The 13,983-nt window shown below is 64.3% G+C and carries 17 protein-coding genes; 1 reads left to right on the forward strand and 16 read right to left on the reverse strand.

The window, feature by feature from the left end; translation table 11 throughout:
- Positions 1–19: 19 nt before the first annotated feature.
- The 16 genes from P9273_RS12595 to P9273_RS12670 all read right to left on the reverse strand — a co-directional run bounded on the left by P9273_RS12595 (position 20) and on the right by P9273_RS12670 (position 12,943).
- On the reverse strand, positions 20–1,090 hold the full coding sequence (locus P9273_RS12595) for a flagellin N-terminal helical domain-containing protein (protein ID WP_040997125.1): 1,071 nt from the start codon (positions 1,088–1,090) through the stop codon (positions 20–22).
- A gap of 264 nt (positions 1,091–1,354) precedes the next feature.
- Positions 1,355–2,341, reverse strand: coding sequence for a flagellin N-terminal helical domain-containing protein (locus P9273_RS12600; RefSeq protein WP_040997124.1), 987 nt, complete (start codon positions 2,339–2,341; stop codon positions 1,355–1,357).
- 223 nt (positions 2,342–2,564) lie between these two features.
- On the reverse strand, positions 2,565–3,296 hold the full coding sequence (gene fliP / locus P9273_RS12605; RefSeq protein ID WP_278049201.1) for a flagellar type III secretion system pore protein FliP: 732 nt from the start codon (positions 3,294–3,296) through the stop codon (positions 2,565–2,567).
- Entirely contained in the window at positions 3,293–3,787 is a 495-nt protein-coding gene (locus P9273_RS12610; protein WP_278049202.1) for a flagellar basal body-associated FliL family protein, read from the reverse strand. The genes fliP and P9273_RS12610 overlap by 4 nt, the downstream gene beginning before the upstream one ends.
- Before the next feature lie 18 nt (positions 3,788–3,805).
- Entirely contained in the window at positions 3,806–4,510 is a 705-nt protein-coding gene (gene flgH, locus P9273_RS12615) for a flagellar basal body L-ring protein FlgH (protein ID WP_278049203.1), read from the reverse strand.
- Positions 4,507–5,112: a MotE family protein gene (locus tag P9273_RS12620; protein ID WP_278049204.1), complete on the reverse strand. Its 606-nt coding sequence runs from the start codon at positions 5,110–5,112 to the stop codon at positions 4,507–4,509. The genes flgH and P9273_RS12620 overlap by 4 nt, the downstream gene beginning before the upstream one ends.
- 8 nt (positions 5,113–5,120) lie before the next feature.
- The gene (locus tag P9273_RS12625; protein WP_278049519.1) at positions 5,121–6,209 is read right to left on the reverse strand and encodes a flagellar basal body P-ring protein FlgI; all 1,089 of its coding nucleotides are present in this window, start codon (positions 6,207–6,209) and stop codon (positions 5,121–5,123) included.
- 149 nt (positions 6,210–6,358) lie between these two features.
- Positions 6,359–6,880, reverse strand: coding sequence for a flagellar basal body P-ring formation chaperone FlgA (flgA, locus tag P9273_RS12630; protein WP_278049205.1), 522 nt, complete (start codon positions 6,878–6,880; stop codon positions 6,359–6,361).
- Between the two features lie 6 nt (positions 6,881–6,886).
- Positions 6,887–7,675, reverse strand: coding sequence for a flagellar basal-body rod protein FlgG (gene flgG / locus P9273_RS12635; protein WP_040997112.1), 789 nt, complete (start codon positions 7,673–7,675; stop codon positions 6,887–6,889).
- Positions 7,676–7,684: 9 nt separating this feature from the next.
- Positions 7,685–8,014 carry a flagellar hook-basal body complex protein FliE gene (locus tag P9273_RS12640; RefSeq protein WP_040997110.1) on the reverse strand — a complete coding sequence of 110 codons (330 nt, stop codon included), beginning with the start codon at positions 8,012–8,014 and terminating at the stop codon, positions 7,685–7,687.
- Positions 8,014–8,430 carry a flagellar basal body rod protein FlgC gene (flgC, locus tag P9273_RS12645; protein ID WP_040997108.1) on the reverse strand — a complete coding sequence of 139 codons (417 nt, stop codon included), beginning with the start codon at positions 8,428–8,430 and terminating at the stop codon, positions 8,014–8,016. Before flgC ends, P9273_RS12640 begins: the two co-directional genes overlap by 1 nt.
- A gap of 2 nt (positions 8,431–8,432) precedes the next feature.
- Entirely contained in the window at positions 8,433–8,813 is a 381-nt protein-coding gene (gene flgB / locus P9273_RS12650; RefSeq protein ID WP_040997106.1) for a flagellar basal body rod protein FlgB, read from the reverse strand.
- An 86-nt stretch (positions 8,814–8,899) separates the two neighbouring features.
- The gene (locus tag P9273_RS12655) at positions 8,900–9,685 is read right to left on the reverse strand and encodes a hypothetical protein (protein WP_278049207.1); all 786 of its coding nucleotides are present in this window, start codon (positions 9,683–9,685) and stop codon (positions 8,900–8,902) included.
- Positions 9,666–11,087, reverse strand: a complete 1,422-nt coding sequence (fliI, locus tag P9273_RS12660; RefSeq protein ID WP_278049208.1) for a flagellar protein export ATPase FliI — start codon at positions 11,085–11,087, stop codon at positions 9,666–9,668. The genes P9273_RS12655 and fliI overlap by 20 nt, the downstream gene beginning before the upstream one ends.
- A 4-nt stretch (positions 11,088–11,091) precedes the next feature.
- Positions 11,092–11,814, reverse strand: a complete 723-nt coding sequence (gene flgF / locus P9273_RS12665) for a flagellar basal-body rod protein FlgF (protein WP_140707025.1) — start codon at positions 11,812–11,814, stop codon at positions 11,092–11,094.
- A 7-nt stretch (positions 11,815–11,821) separates the two neighbouring features.
- Positions 11,822–12,943 (reverse strand): DUF1217 domain-containing protein, encoded by a 1,122-nt coding sequence (locus P9273_RS12670; RefSeq protein WP_278049209.1) that lies wholly within the window; start codon positions 12,941–12,943, stop codon positions 11,822–11,824.
- Between the two features lie 148 nt (positions 12,944–13,091).
- On the opposite strand from P9273_RS12670, the gene motA reads away from it, so the two are divergent.
- Positions 13,092–13,967, forward strand: a complete 876-nt coding sequence (motA, locus tag P9273_RS12675) for a flagellar motor stator protein MotA (RefSeq protein ID WP_040989940.1) — start codon at positions 13,092–13,094, stop codon at positions 13,965–13,967.
- The last annotated feature ends 16 nt before the right edge of the window (positions 13,968–13,983 follow it).

Genomic DNA, 13,983 nt, shown 5'->3' on the forward strand with positions numbered 1-13,983 from the left:
TCGATGGTGATCAGGCGGCTTAGCCGTTCTTGAACAGCTGCAGGATCGACTGCGAGGAGCTGTTGGCGATCGACAGGGACTGAATGCCGAGTTGCTGCTGGACCTGGAGGGCCTGCAGGCGCGTCGATTCCTTGTTCATGTCGGCATCGACGAGCTGGCCGACGCCGCGGTCGATCGAGTCCATCAGGCTCTGGGTGAAGGTCTTCTGCAGGTCGATCGAACTCTTGGCGGCGCCGAGCACGGTGGCGGCGTCGGTAAGCTGACTCATGACGTTGTCGATCTTGGTGACCATCTGCGTGATGATATCGTCGGTCACGCCCGCCGCCGTGATGTCGAGATTGAAGGCGGAGACGTTGTCGATCTTGACGGGCGTGCCCGTCACCGCGCCCTGGCCTGCGGTGTTGGCGGCGATGTCGGTGTTGCCGGCGGCGATTGAGGCCGCATAGGCGGCATCGTATGCCGCCTGGTCCGCAGCGGTGGAATAGATCGACGTCTTGCGGTCGAGGATGCCCTGGTTCTTGACGGCCGTGGAGAGGCCGGAATCGAACAGCTTGGTGCTTTCGACATTGATGTCGATGGTGCCGAGCGAGATGGCGCCGGACGAGGAGCGATTGAAGGAAGAGACGATCTGGGCGTCGGGCTGGACGCCGTCATTGGCGGTCGCGACCTGCTTGGACGTTACCGAAAGATAATTCGAGCCCGAGAAGGTGGCGGCGTCGGCGAAGGATTTCATCTGCGCCTGAAGCGCGGTGATTTCGGTCTGCGTCTTGGCCTTGTTGGCATCCGACTGGCCAACGGCCGACAGAAGCTTGGTCTTGATCTGGCCGATCGTCGAAAGGACGTTGTTCATGCCGGTATAGGCGGTGTCGACCTTCGAGGCGCCGAGGCCGAGCGCGTCCTGCACCGTCGACAGCGCCGAGTTGTCGGAGCGCATGGTGGTGGCGATCGACCAGTAGGCGGCGTTGTCCGAGGCCTCGGAGACCCGATAGCCAGTCGAGATCCGGGCCTGCGTCTGCTCGAGCGATTTGTTGGTGGCGTTGAGGCTTTGAAGTGCAGTCAACGCCGCAGCGTTTGTCATGATGCTCGCCAAGAAACTCGCTCCTTCTCAAAAGCCGGCATGCCACACAGGCCGGGTCTCGACCTGCCCATCGGTTGCGATCGCGCCGGTCGGGGCCGAGTCGGCAACCTGTCGTAAGTCATTGGTTAACCATACCTAGCGCGATATGGTTAATGGCCTGTTAAAAGTAGGCTTTCGAGAAGTTAGGAAACGAAGATTGCGCGGGCCTTGAGCAAACGCAAATCGGGCCGCGCTTTTGGCGCGGCCCGATGCTTTGGCCTGGTCAGTATAGAGCGATCAGCCGCGGAAGAGCGACAGGATCGACTGCGACGAGCCGTTGGCGATCGACAGCGCCTGGACGCCGAGCTGCTGCTGAACCTGCAGTGCCTGGAGGCGAGTCGATTCCTTGTTCATGTCGGCATCGACGAGCTGGCCGACGCCGCGATCGATGGAGTCCATCAGGCTCGAGGTGAAGGTCTTCTGCAGGTCGATCGAGCTCTTGGCGGCGCCGAGCTTGGTGGCGGCGTTCGTCATGTCCTTCAGCGCGGCATCGACGACGTTCATCATCTGCTGGATCTGAGCGTCGCTGGCAGCGGTGCCGCCCGAGAAGATAGCCATGCTGGCGACCGAGTAGGTATCGCCGGCTGCCGGAGCTGCACCCAGGGTCGGGTTCTGAGCCGTGGCGGTCGTGGCGCCGGTGGTGCCGAGGCGAGCCGCATCGAGGATGCCCTTCGAGGTCGGGGCGGCGCCCGAATCATAGAGCTTGATGCTTTCCACGTTGACGTCGATCGTCGAGATCGAAACCGCGCCGGTGGCGCTGCGGTTGAAGGCCGAAACGATCTTGACGTCCGCCGCCGTGCCCGAAGCCGTCGACACCGACAGCATGTTGGTGCCGGAGAAGGTGGCGCCGTCGGCATAGGCCTTCAGCTGGTCCTGAAGGGCCTTGATTTCGACCTGGGTCTTTTCCTTGGAAGCATCCGTTTGGCCGTAGGAAGCGGTCAGCTTCTGCTGGATCTGGTTGATCGTCGTGATCGCGCTATCCATGCCGGTATAGGCGGTGTCGACCTTCGAGGCGCCGAGGCCGAGGGCGTCCGAAACGGTGGACATGGCCTGGTTGTCGGAACGCATCGTGGTGGCGATCGACCAATAGGCGGCGTTGTCCGAAGCCTGCGAGACGCGGTAACCGGTGGAGATGCGGGTCTGGGTGGTCTGGAGCTGGTTCTGGGTGTTGTTGAGGCTCTGCAGCGCAGTCAACGCAGCGCTGTTGGTCATGATACTGGCCATGGCTACTCGTACCTATTTTTACACGGATTTTTTTACATACCGGCTTGTCCGGTATGACGGTGCGGCATCATGCCAATGACCGCTCAGCTGGGTCACCCGCCATCTGCGAGCGACTATGGCGGCAAGTCCCTACCAAAGAGCTAAATCGGACGGTTAATCGAAAATATTCTGCGTAAAATTCGAACGGAACGGGGACGGCGTTTCGACACCTGTCCCGGGCGCGTCAGGTGAAGGATCGCACCAGGCTGCCGACCAAAAGGTTCCAGCCGTCGATCAAAACGAAGAACAGGATCTTGAACGGCAGCGATACCACGGTCGGCGGCAGCATCATCATGCCCATGGCCATGGTGACGGTGGCGACGATGAGGTCGATGACGAGGAAGGGCAGCACGACGAGAAAGCCGATCTCGAAGCCGCGCCGGATCTCGGAGATCATGAAAGCCGGTACCAGGATCCGCAGGTCGACGGTCTCGCGCGACACGGTCTGGCCGCGCTCACGGGCCAGGTCGGCGAAGAGATCGAAATCCTTGTCCCGGACATTGTGCAGCATGAAGTCGCGGAACGGGCCGGATATCTTCTCGAACGCCTCGGCCTGCGTAATCTGGTTGTCCATCAGCGGTTTCACGCCGGTGTTCCACGCCTGGTCGAAGGTCGGCGCCATGACGTAGAAGGTCATGAACAGCGACAGCGAGATCAGGATCAGGTTTGCCGGAGTCGATTGCAAGCCGATGCCAGCGCGCAGGATCGAGAAGGCGATGACGAAGCGGGTGAAGCTCGTCACCATGATCAAGAGGCCCGGCGCCACTGAAAGCACGGTGAGCAGGCCGAACATCTGGATCAGGTAACCGACGGTCGTGCCGTCGGCCTTGCCGATGCCGCCGAGATCGAGCTGCTGGGCCGCGGCGACGGACGTGGTAACGACGATGAGCGCCGTGGTTATGAGGAATTTTCTCATTCGAGCAGCATCGTCCTGACGAGAACCTGTTTGACGTGGCCACCGCTGCGCAGCGCCGCGCGCTCATCGAGATCGGCCTTGAGATGCTGGTAGCCGCTGGCGCCTTCGATCTGGTGCAGCTTCAGCGTTCGCACGAATGCGAGCAGATCCTGATGAATCTGCTCGGTCATTTCCGGCGGCTGCGGAGCATCGTAAAATACCGATGCCTCCAACCGGATCCAGACGTCCGACGGCGAGGCGAGATTGGTGGTGATCGGCGCCAGCTGCACCAGCGCCGGCCCGGTGGCCGCCTTGCCGCTCTCGGACGGTTTTTCCGCGGTGCCAGCGTTTTCCGGCGCCGCCGGCACCGGCGCCGGTGTTTCGCCTTGCTTGAGATAGCCGCCGGCAAGCCAGCCCATGCCGACGGCCGCGCCCGTCACGACCAAGAGCATGGCGAGCTGGATCACCAGGGAAGGTCCCTTCTTGGGCTGGACCTGCTCGACATTGGCCACGGCAGCGCTCTCCCGGCCCTAGAAAGGAAGAACCTGGTCGAGGACCTGCTGGCCATAGGCCGGCTGCTGGACCTCGCTCACACGGCCTCGGCCGCCATAGGAGATGCGCGCCTCGGCGATGCGCTCATAAGGGATGGTGTTCTCCGCGCCGATGTCGGACGGACGAACCATGCCGGCGATGGTCAGCACACGAAGCTCATAGTTGACACGGACCTCCTGCGAGCCTCTGATCATCAGATTGCCGTTGGGCAGCACCTCGGTGACAACGGCGGCGACGTTGAGGGCGATGTCCTCCGAACGCTTGATCTCGCCGTCGGCATTGGTCTCGGTGCTGGAGCTCAAGCCGGCGTCGCCCTTGCCGCTGGTGCTCCTGCCGTCCCATCCGAGCGTGACGTCGTAGCCGAGCTTGCGCGCGGCGGTGCGGCTGCGGTCGTTCTGGTTCTTGAAATTGGCCCTGTCGTTGAGCCTGATGTTGACGGTCAGGATGTCGCCGGGGCGCAGCGCACGCGGGTCGGTAAATAGCCGGCTCTGGCGATCGTCCCACAGCGAGAACTTCTTCGGCCGCGAGGCAGGCGGCTCGGGATAGCTGTAGGGACCGGAACCGCCTTCATCGATGCCGGAACCTACCGGCGACAAAGCGGGCTCCCTGCCGACCTCCCTGAGGTCGGTGCCGCAGCCAGCCAGGGTAGCGAGAGCGATCAGGGCGAGCAATTTCGATTTCATGACGGATCAACCCTTCGCGCCGCGCTGGCCATGATGCCGGTGAGCGTCGCCGCCGCCTTCTGGTCCATTTCGTTCAGGATGACGCCGGCCTTGCGCGAATCGAGCTTCATCAGGATGGCCGCCGCGAGTTCGGCATTCACCATCGCCAATCGTTCGGCGGCGGCGTCGGGCTTCATGCCGGCATAGATCTTGACGACGCCGTCCTCGGCGCGCGCCAGGAACACTTCGCGGCGCTTCAGCCATTCCTCGTACTCGGCCCGCTTTGCCTCCAGCGCTTTCATGCGCTCGTCGATGCCGGCTTGCAGTTGCTTCAATTCCTCGGCCTGAAGAGCGTAGCGACGATCGCGCGCGGCGTCCGCAATGTTGGAGCAGAAGCGCTGGATCTCGCTTTCGTCCGGCGCCTTGCCGCCTGCGAGCGCAGCCGGCTGGACCGGCTCCTTTTCGCGCGTAAGTTCGGCCGGCTGGACCGGGGCCTGCCCGCCGGGCAGGACCTGCCGAACGTCCTCGGCGCGGACGGAAGCGCCGCCGAGAAGCGCGGCCGCTGCCGTGGCGGCGATCATTACGAGGGGGCGGCGTGTTTTCGAGCAAAGAAGCGCGATCATCGGCGTGCCTATTGGAGAACCAGATCGGCCTGCAAGGCGCCGGCCGATTTGATGCCTTGCAGGATGGCGATGATGCCGTCGGGCTTCACACCCAGACGATTGAGGCCGGAGACAAGCGTTTCGAGATCGGGACCGTCGAGCACGGCGACGCGCGCGTCGGGCCGGCTCGCTTCGATGGCGGTGAAAGGCTCGACCGCCGTCCGGCCCCTGGAGAAAGGTTCCGGCTGGACCACTTTCGGCGCTTCGGTAATGCGCACTGTGAGCGTGCCGTGGCTGATTGCCACGCGCGAGATCCGGACATTGTTGCCGATGACGATCGTGCCGGTGCGCTCGTCGATGACGACGCGGGCAGGGGCGTCCGATTCGACGACGAGATTCTCGATCTCGGCATAGAAACGCGCGGCCGACACATTCTTCGGCCGCCTGATCTGCACGGTTCGGGCATCGCGTTCGGCGGCGACGCGCATGCCGAAACGCTGCGAGGTATAGTCATTGACGGCGTCGGCGATGCGAATGGCGGTCGAGAAATCCGGGTTGCGCAACTGCAGCGTCAACACGCCCTGGTCGTCGAACTCGGCCGGTACGGCGCGCTCGACGATGGCGCCGTTGGGCACGCGGCCGGCGGTCGGCACGCCTTGCGTCAACTGCTCGGCCTGGCCCTGGGCGGCGAAGCCGCCGACAATCACCGAGCCCTGCCCGACGGCATAGATCTCGCCATCGGCTGCCTTCAGCGGCGTCATCACCAGCGTGCCGCCGGCGAGCGAGGTGGCGTCGCCCATCGAGGAGACATCGATATCGATGCGGGCGCCCGACTGGACGAAGGGCGGCATGTTGGCGGTGACGATCACTGCGGCCACGTTCTTGGCGCGCGCGCTGCCGCCTTCGGTGGCGATGCCGAGGTTCTCCAGCATCGCTCGGATCGACTGTTCGGTGAAGGGCGAGTTGCGCAGGCTGTCGCCGGTCCCGGCGAGGCCGATGACCAGGCCGTAGCCGACGAGCTGGTTGTCGCGCGCGCTCTGCAACTGCGCGATATCCTTGATGCGCGCGGCGACCTGGCCGGGCGGCAGCGTGCTTGGGCCGGTCGAGACGCGGAACATGCGCTGGGTCGTGGCCGGATCATATTCCGGATCGTCGTAGACGCCGCCGTTCTTCTGCGCGAGCTCGCGCTTGGCGTTGGGCGTCAGCCCATCCGCCAATGCCGGCTGAAGGCCGATGGCGGCGCTCAGCAGAAGGACAAAGGCGCGCATCACGAAGCGCCGACCTTGATGGTGCCGTCGGCCATCACCGTGCCCGAGATGATCTTGCCGCTGTCGATGTTGCGGATCTTGATCTGGTCGCCGGCAGCACCGGGTTGCAGCGTGACGCCGGCCGCTGAAATGGTCAGCGCGCCGACGGTGAAATAGACCTGCACCGAAGCGCCCTGCTCGACGAGCCAGGCGTCGCGGATCGCGGTGACCGGGATGTAGCGGCCGGGCAGAAGCGTGCGCTTGGCGACCTTGCCCTGAAGCTCCTCGGAGCGCGTCGCCATGCCGTCGGGCTTGTGCTTGCCGGGGATGAGCGTCACCTGCTTGAGCGAGGCAAACTCGATGGTCTCGCCGGGATAGATGACCCGGTTCGGGATCAGCACGGCCTCGCCGGCGGGCTGGCCGGCTGCGATCTGGTTTGCCGACTGGCCGGTCGTGTCCTGCGCGAAAGCCGGCATGCCGGCGGCCACCAGGACGGTGGCCAGCGCGGCGCGACGAAGTGCGGAGGAGATCGGCGCGGCCATCGTCCGTTACCTGATGTTCTTGGAGACCACCGAGGCCATGTCGTCGGCGGCCTGGATGACTTTGGAATTCATTTCGTAGGCACGCTGCGCCGAGATCAGCTCGGTGATTTCCTTGACCGGATCGACGTTGGAGGATTCGAGGTAACCCTGCTGGATCGTGGCGAAGCCGGGGTCGCCAGGTACGCCGACATTGGCCGGGCCTGAGGCAGCCGTCTCCTGGAAGAGGTTGTCGCCGAGCGGGGCCAGGCCCGCCTCGTTGGCGAAGTTGGCGATCTGAAGCTGGCCGAGCAACTGCAAGTTCGTCTGACCGTCCAGGCGAGCAAAGACCTGGCCGGTCTTGTTGACGATGACTTCGACCGCGTCGGTCGGCACGGTGATGGCCGGAATGACTTCGGCGCCGTCGACGGTCACCAGCTGCCCGGTGGCGTTGGTGTTGAAGGCGCCGGCGCGCGAGTAGAGCGTGCCGCCGTCGGCTCCCTGGATCTGGAACCAGCCCCTGCCGGTCAAGGCCAGGTCGAAACTGTTGCCGGTGCTGGCCAGCTCGCCCTGCGTGTGAACGTTGCGCACCGCCGTCGTCTTGACGCCAAGGCCGATCGAGACGCCTTCCGGCACCAGCGAGGTGTTGGAGCGGTTGGGCACGCCCTGCGTGCGGTCGACCTGGTAGAGCAGGTCGGAGAATTCGGCCCGCGCCCGCTTGTAGCCGGTGGTGTTGATGTTGGCGATGTTGTTGGCGATGACTTCCAGGTTGGTCTGCTGGGCGTTCATGCCGGTGGCGGCGATGGCAAGGGCTTTCATGACGCGGTCCTAGATACTCATGCGACTGATTTCGAGATAGGCCGAGACGACCTTGTCGCGGATGGCGATGGTGGTCTGCAGCGCCTGCTGGGCGCTCAGCACCGCATCGACCACCTGGCGCGTGTCTGCATCGCCCTTCAGCGCCTGGATCGACATCTGCTCGGCGTTCTGCAGCGTGTTGACCGTTTTCGTCGCGGCGTGGCTGAGGACTTCGGCGAAGCTGCTGCCGACGCTTTCGCTTGCCTGCGTTCCGATGCCGCCCTGCAGCAGACCCGGTGAAGCCTGCTCCGCTCCATCGACTGCCGTCTTGAATTGTATTGCCCCGATACCGCCGATCATTACTGGTTCCTCATCAGGTCGATGGTCATGGAAATCAGATCGCGAGCCTGCTTGATGACCTGCAGGTTGGCTTCATAGGAGCGGTTCGCCTCGCTCATGTCGGCCATTTCGACCAACGTGTTGACGTTGGGCATCTTGACGTACCCTTTGTCGTCGGCGGCTTCGTTGCCGGGCTGGAATTCGATCGGGAAGTCCGAAGGATCGCGGGAGATCGCGCTGACTTCCACCAGCGAACCGCCGGTCGCGCGGTCGACCTCGGACTGGAAGGTGATCGTCTTGCGGCGGTAGGGATCTGCGCCCGGCGTGCTGCCGGTCGACTGGGCGTTGGCGAGGTTTTCCGAGACCACGCGCAGGCGCTCCGACTGGGCGCCAAGGCCGGAGGCCGCGACTTTGAGGGCTGCGGTGAGGGCGTCCATGGTCAGCTCTTCACCACCATCGTCATCATCGAATGGAAGGCCTTGACGATCGCCGTGTTGAGCTCGAAGGAGCGGCGGACCTCGCCCGCCTTCATCAGCTCCTGTTCGAGAACCACGGTGTTCTTCGACGGCATGATCGCGCCCTCAGGATCCTCGGGCTTGACATTGAAGCCGGCATTGGCCGTTTCGGCGCCGAGATGGCCGGCCTGCGTGGCGGCAAGCGTCACCGCGGTCCGGTCGAGAACCTTTTCGAAGGGCTCGACGTCGTTAGCGGTGTAGCCCGGCGTGTTGGCATTGGCGATGTTGGAGGCAATCGCCGACTGGCGCACGGCCAGCCATTGCGACTGCCGCGTGGCGAGATCGAAAAGATTTACGGGTTCCATGGGAATCTCCCGGGCGAGTACGCACAAGACTAGGCGGCCAGTCTTGCGCGGACCTTGCGCGGGGCGGGCCGCATGGCCCGGCGCCATTACTTGGAGAGCTGGATTACCTTGTCGTTGCTGGTGACGATCACCCACTTGCCGCCGCGCTGCTCGATCGAGGCGACGCGGCTGGAATCGGGCAGGACCGAGCCGCGCTGGACGAGCCACAGACCGGTATCGTCCTCGATCATGGCGCGGCCGTTGGCGACATGCACCATCTTGAATTCCGAAGCGGCGGCGGGAAACGGCTGGTCGCCCGGCGGCGGCGCGGGGTCGTCCTCAACCGTTCCGGTGGCAAAGAGGTCGATATCGGCATTGGGAACATCCTTGGCCGTCAGCGGCCCGCTGCGTTCGGCCACGACGCCGCCGCCCTCGCGCCCGGCATTGCTGCCGCTGCCGCCGAATTTGATGGCCTGAACGCCGAACTGCTCCTGGTTGAAGAAAATGTACCAGGGAAACAACGCGCAGATCAGGCCGAGCGTGATGCCGAGGGCAGCGATGACGAAATCGCTGCGGCGGTCGGCGCTCCTGTCGGCCAGGCGCGGGAACTGGGCTTTCGGCGGCTCCGGCCATTCGGTGCGGGGAAAGAGCCCGTCGAGCAAGGAATCGCGGCTGGCCTGCGCGACATCGGCAGTCCCAGCGGTGGATGTCCGCGGATGCGGCCTGTCGGCTCTGGTCAGGAGAGCCGCTGTCTTTTGGGTCTTGGCATGCGCGGCCTTGTCCTTGGCAGTCCTTGCCGCGTCGGCTTCGGCCCTCTCCGCCGCCTCGGCCTCGGCAAGCCTGTCGCGCAACATGCGCTCGGTATATTGTAGCTCAGTCTCCTTGATCGCCATTCAGCTTCTCCTTGAGATGGCGGGCGAGGTCGGCGAACGGATCGGCCGATGCGCGGTCCCTCGGCGACTGCGTGAGCGCCTCGTAGATCAGCGGCACCTGGCGCACCGCATTGTCGAGCTCGGCGTCGGCGCCGCTCTGGTAAGCGCCCAGCAGGCGGATGTCGCGCGTGTCCTCGAAGCGCGCGATCATCGATTTCAGCTTCGTCACCAGCATGCGCTGCTCGGCGCTCCAGGCCTTGTCGGCAAGACGCGAGATCGACGACAGCGGATTGACCGGCGGATAGCGGCCCTGCTCGGCGAGCGCTCGGTCGAGCACGACATGGCCGTCGAGGATGCCGCGCACCGAATCGGCGACCGGATCATTGTGGTCGTCGCCGTCTACCAGCACGGAAATGATGGCGGTGATCGAACCCCTACCTTTAACCCCGGGGCCCTCAGCTCCAGGCCCGGCGCGTTCGAGCAGCTTCGGGAGGTCGGTGAAGACCGAGGCCGGATAGCCACGCGCGACCGGCGGCTCGCCGGTTCCGGTCGCCACCTCGCGCAGCGCATGCGCAAAACGGGTGATGGAATCCAGCACCAGGAGCACGCGATGGCCCTGGTCGCGGAAGTGCTCGGCCACGCACATGGCGGTGTCGGGCGCGCGGCGACGCATCATGGCGCTTTCGTCGCTGGTGGCGACGACGGCGACGGTCTTGGCCATGCTCTCGGCGCCGATCGTATCCTCGAGGAACTCGCGCACCTCGCGGCCACGCTCGCCGATCAGCGCCACGACCACCGTATCAAAAGCCTCGGCGCCGGCGAGCATGGCCAGCAGCGTCGACTTGCCGACGCCGGAACCGGCGAAGATGCCGAGCCGCTGGCCGAAGCAAAGCGGGGTGAAGATGTCGATCACCCTGACGCCGGTGAGGAAGCCGGTGCCGACGCGCTGGCGCGCCAGGGCGCCCGGCGTCGCGCCATGCGCGACCTCGGCCGCATTCGGCCTGATCAGCGGCGGGCCGCCGTCAATGACACGGGTCAGGGCGTCGATGGCGCGCCCGCGCCAGGAGGCATGCGGGGTGACCGCGAGCGGGCCGCGGCGGAAGACGGCGTCGCCAATGCCGGCATCGGCGCTGCGTTCGAAGGGCGCGACCACCACCTCGTCGCTGGAGATCTTGACGATCTCGCCGCGTCGCGCGCCGACCTTGCCGCGCTGCTCGACGATGTCGCCCAGCCTGGCAATTCCGGACAGGCCGCGGACCTTGTAATGCGTCGGCGATATCTCGGCGATGCGGCCGCCGCGCGCCAGCAGCGCCTGCGGATCGTCGAACCGCTGCCAGACGCGTTCGAGAGCGGCCAGCCTGTCGGTCCGTCCGGTTTCCGCCGGGCTCTCGGCAGCGCGCAACAGGGACGATCCGGACGTCATGCTGTCACTTCGAGCCGAGCGTCTTGATCGCGTCGTCGGTGGAGGAATCGGTCTGCCGCATCAGCGCCGCCGTGTTCTCGAAAGCGCGTTGCACCTGGATCAGCCGGGTCATTTCCAGCACCGGGTTGACGTTCGATTCTTCCAGAAACCCTTGAGCGACACCGACGTCCGAGCGATCGGTGACGGGCTCGGGCGTGCGCGCCGGAACGATGCCCGAATTCCCATAGCGGACGAAATTCTCGCCGGGGTCGAAATTATAGAGGCCGATGGCGCCGACCAACTGGTCGTTCTGCCTGAGAGAGCCGTCGGCGCCTGCCTTGGGCGGGCCGTTGCGCGGATCGAGCTGGATGGGGGCGCCGCCGCTGTCCAGCACCGGGTAGCCTTCGATCGACATCAGTTCGCCGTTCTCGTTCATGGAGAAGCGGCCGTCGCGCGTCATCACCGTGCCGGCGGGCGTCTCGATGGCGAACCAGGCGTCGCCCTGGATGGCGAAGTCGAACGGGTTGCCGGTTTCGGTCAGCGCGCCATGCGCGCCGGAGAGATAGGTCTTGCCGGACGAGGCAAAGGAAACCGATCTCGGCCCGGTGCCCGAGACCACGTCCTCGAATTTTACGCCGGTGGCGCGAAAGCCGATCGTCGAGGCGTTGGCGACATTGTCGGCGATGGTGTCGAGACGACGCTCGAGGGCGATCTGAGAGGAGAGGGCGACGTAAAGACTGTCCTGCATGATCTTCTCAGAACTTCAACTGCTGCATGGCCATCATCAGATCGGTGGAGATGCCGACAGTGGTCGGTTGCGCGAAGAGCACGCTGACCGAGGTCACCGCCGTCGAGGTCGGATGGGCAATCTCATACATGCTGGTGAAGCGGGTCAGGAATTTGCTGAGCTTGTCCGGGTCGGTGAAGTCCTTGATGTCGAGCTTCTGCTCGAACAACTGCGCCTGCTTGTCGATGTCGGCGGTTGCGAAGGAATCCGGCAGGCCGAGCGCGGTACGCACCACGCTGGCAAGTGCCGTGTCGGCCAGCACGTCGTACCAGCTGGTGATGTCGGGTGCCTTGCGCTGGAAATAGAGCGCCAGCCGAACACCCTCGTTGGTCTGGCCGGCATCCTCTTCCAATGTCTGGCGCAGGTATTTGTCGACGGTCGGCTGCTGCGCTGGCACGTAGGTGGTGGCGTTTTCGCCGTACTGCTCGAAATTGAGGGCCGCGGCCAGTCCGGCATAGGCTTTGTTGGTCTGCTTGTTGGCGACGCTATCGGGGTCGCGCACGCCGCCCTCGAGGACCTGCCTGATCAGGTCTTTGTCTTCGGTGGCGGAGTCGAGACCGAACGCGGCCAGTGCGTAGGTGTACAGCCGATTGTTCGACATCAAATCGTCGACCGATTTCACCTTGGTGATGTTGGCGAGATAGTATGTCGTCTCGCCCTTCACATAATCCGAATCCGGATCGAGACCGGCGATCTCAGCCTGCATGGCGTAGTTCTTCGTGACCAGCTGCTGCGCCGGGTTGTAGACCGTCGCATCGGCGCCGTCCGCCGCGAAGTTGAAGGCGCTGACGAACTGGGCGTAGCGCTTGTCCGTCAGCTTGTTGGCGAAGCTGTTGGGGTCGGAGACGCCTTCCTTCAGCGCCTTGACCATGAAGGCCTTGGCATAGTCCATGTCCTCCAGCCCGTAGGCCTTCATGGCATATTTGAACAGGCGGTCGTTGTTGACGAAATCGTCGATCGATTTCACCTTGGTGATGTTGGCCAGATAGTATTGGGTGTCGCGATCGACCGTCGGCTGCTGCTCGATGCGGGCGATAGACTTAGGGATGTCTTTGGCGATCAACTGATAGCTGATATAGGTACTAAGCAAAGGGCATGCCTCCGGCCGAAGCTATCCCTGCACGATAGCGTCACTTCCTTGCGCGAAGCTGAATCGCGTCCGCTGCCTTCGATTCAAGCCTCACACAAGGCAAGGGGACTATCCCTGCTCCACGACGTGACATGCGGAAGGACCTGTCGTGGGCATTCTGATCGGACTTGTGGTGACGCTCGGCTGCGTTCTCGGCGGCTTCATGGCAATGGGCGGGCATCTGCATGTATTGCTGCAGCCGTGGGAAGCGGTGGTGATCTGCGGCGCGGCGCTCGGCACCTTCCTCGTCGCCAATCCGATGAAGACGGTCAAGGACACCGGCAAGGGCATTCTGGAAGCCTTCAAGCAGGCGGTGCCGAAGGAACGCGACTACCTCGAGACACTGGGCGTGTTGCACAGCCTGATGCGCGAACTGCGCTCGAAGTCGCGCAGCGAGGTCGAGGCGCATATCGACAATCCGGAAGAGTCGGCGATCTTCCAGGCCTTCCCGACCGTGCTCAAGAACCATGACCTGACGAATTTCATCTGCGACTACTGCCGCATCATCATCATCGGCAATGCCCGCTCGCATGAGATCGAGGCGCTGATGGACGAAGAGATCCAGACGATCCGCACCGACAAGCTGAAGGCCTACCACGCGATGGTGGCGGTCGGCGACGGCCTGCCGGCGCTGGGCATCGTGGCGGCCGTGCTCGGCGTGGTGAAGGCGATGGGCGCGCTGGACCAGTCGCCGGAAATCCTCGGTGGCCTGATCGGCGCGGCACTCGTCGGAACCTTCCTCGGCATCTTCCTGTCCTATGCGGTGGTCGGTCCGGTCGCCACCAAGATCAAGACGGTGCGCGAGAAGAGGAACCGTCTCTACATCATCGTCAAGCAGACGCTGCTTGCGTATATGAACGGCGCCCTGCCGCAGGTGGCGATCGAATTCGGCCGCAAGACCATATCCTCCTACGAACGTCCGACGATCGATGCGGTGGAGCAAAGCACCATGAGCGCCGGCACCGCCGAGAAGAAGGCGGCCTGAGCATGCAGCATCCGAG

Source organism: Mesorhizobium sp. WSM4935 (genome assembly GCF_029625735.1).
Lineage (GTDB): Bacteria > Pseudomonadota > Alphaproteobacteria > Rhizobiales > Rhizobiaceae > Mesorhizobium.

Coding starts and splice junctions, on each gene's coding strand:
- fliI (WP_278049208.1), bottom strand. CDS start 11,087: ATGACGTCCGGATCGTCCCTGTTGCGCGCTGCCGAGAGCCCGGCGGAA.
- P9273_RS12640 (WP_040997110.1), bottom strand. CDS start 8,014: ATGATCGGCGGTATCGGGGCAATACAATTCAAGACGGCAGTCGATGGA.
- P9273_RS12625 (WP_278049519.1), bottom strand. CDS start 6,209: ATGTTCCGCGTCTCGACCGGCCCAAGCACGCTGCCGCCCGGCCAGGTC.
- P9273_RS12620 (WP_278049204.1), bottom strand. CDS start 5,112: ATGATCGCGCTTCTTTGCTCGAAAACACGCCGCCCCCTCGTAATGATC.
- flgG (WP_040997112.1), bottom strand. CDS start 7,675: ATGAAAGCCCTTGCCATCGCCGCCACCGGCATGAACGCCCAGCAGACC.
- flgH (WP_278049203.1), bottom strand. CDS start 4,510: ATGAAATCGAAATTGCTCGCCCTGATCGCTCTCGCTACCCTGGCTGGC.
- flgA (WP_278049205.1), bottom strand. CDS start 6,880: ATGGCCGCGCCGATCTCCTCCGCACTTCGTCGCGCCGCGCTGGCCACC.
- flgF (WP_140707025.1), bottom strand. CDS start 11,814: ATGCAGGACAGTCTTTACGTCGCCCTCTCCTCTCAGATCGCCCTCGAG.
- fliP (WP_278049201.1), bottom strand. CDS start 3,296: ATGAGAAAATTCCTCATAACCACGGCGCTCATCGTCGTTACCACGTCC.
- P9273_RS12600 (WP_040997124.1), bottom strand. CDS start 2,341: ATGGCCAGTATCATGACCAACAGCGCTGCGTTGACTGCGCTGCAGAGC.
- P9273_RS12655 (WP_278049207.1), bottom strand. CDS start 9,685: ATGGCGATCAAGGAGACTGAGCTACAATATACCGAGCGCATGTTGCGC.
- flgC (WP_040997108.1), bottom strand. CDS start 8,430: ATGGACGCCCTCACCGCAGCCCTCAAAGTCGCGGCCTCCGGCCTTGGC.
- flgB (WP_040997106.1), bottom strand. CDS start 8,813: ATGGAACCCGTAAATCTTTTCGATCTCGCCACGCGGCAGTCGCAATGG.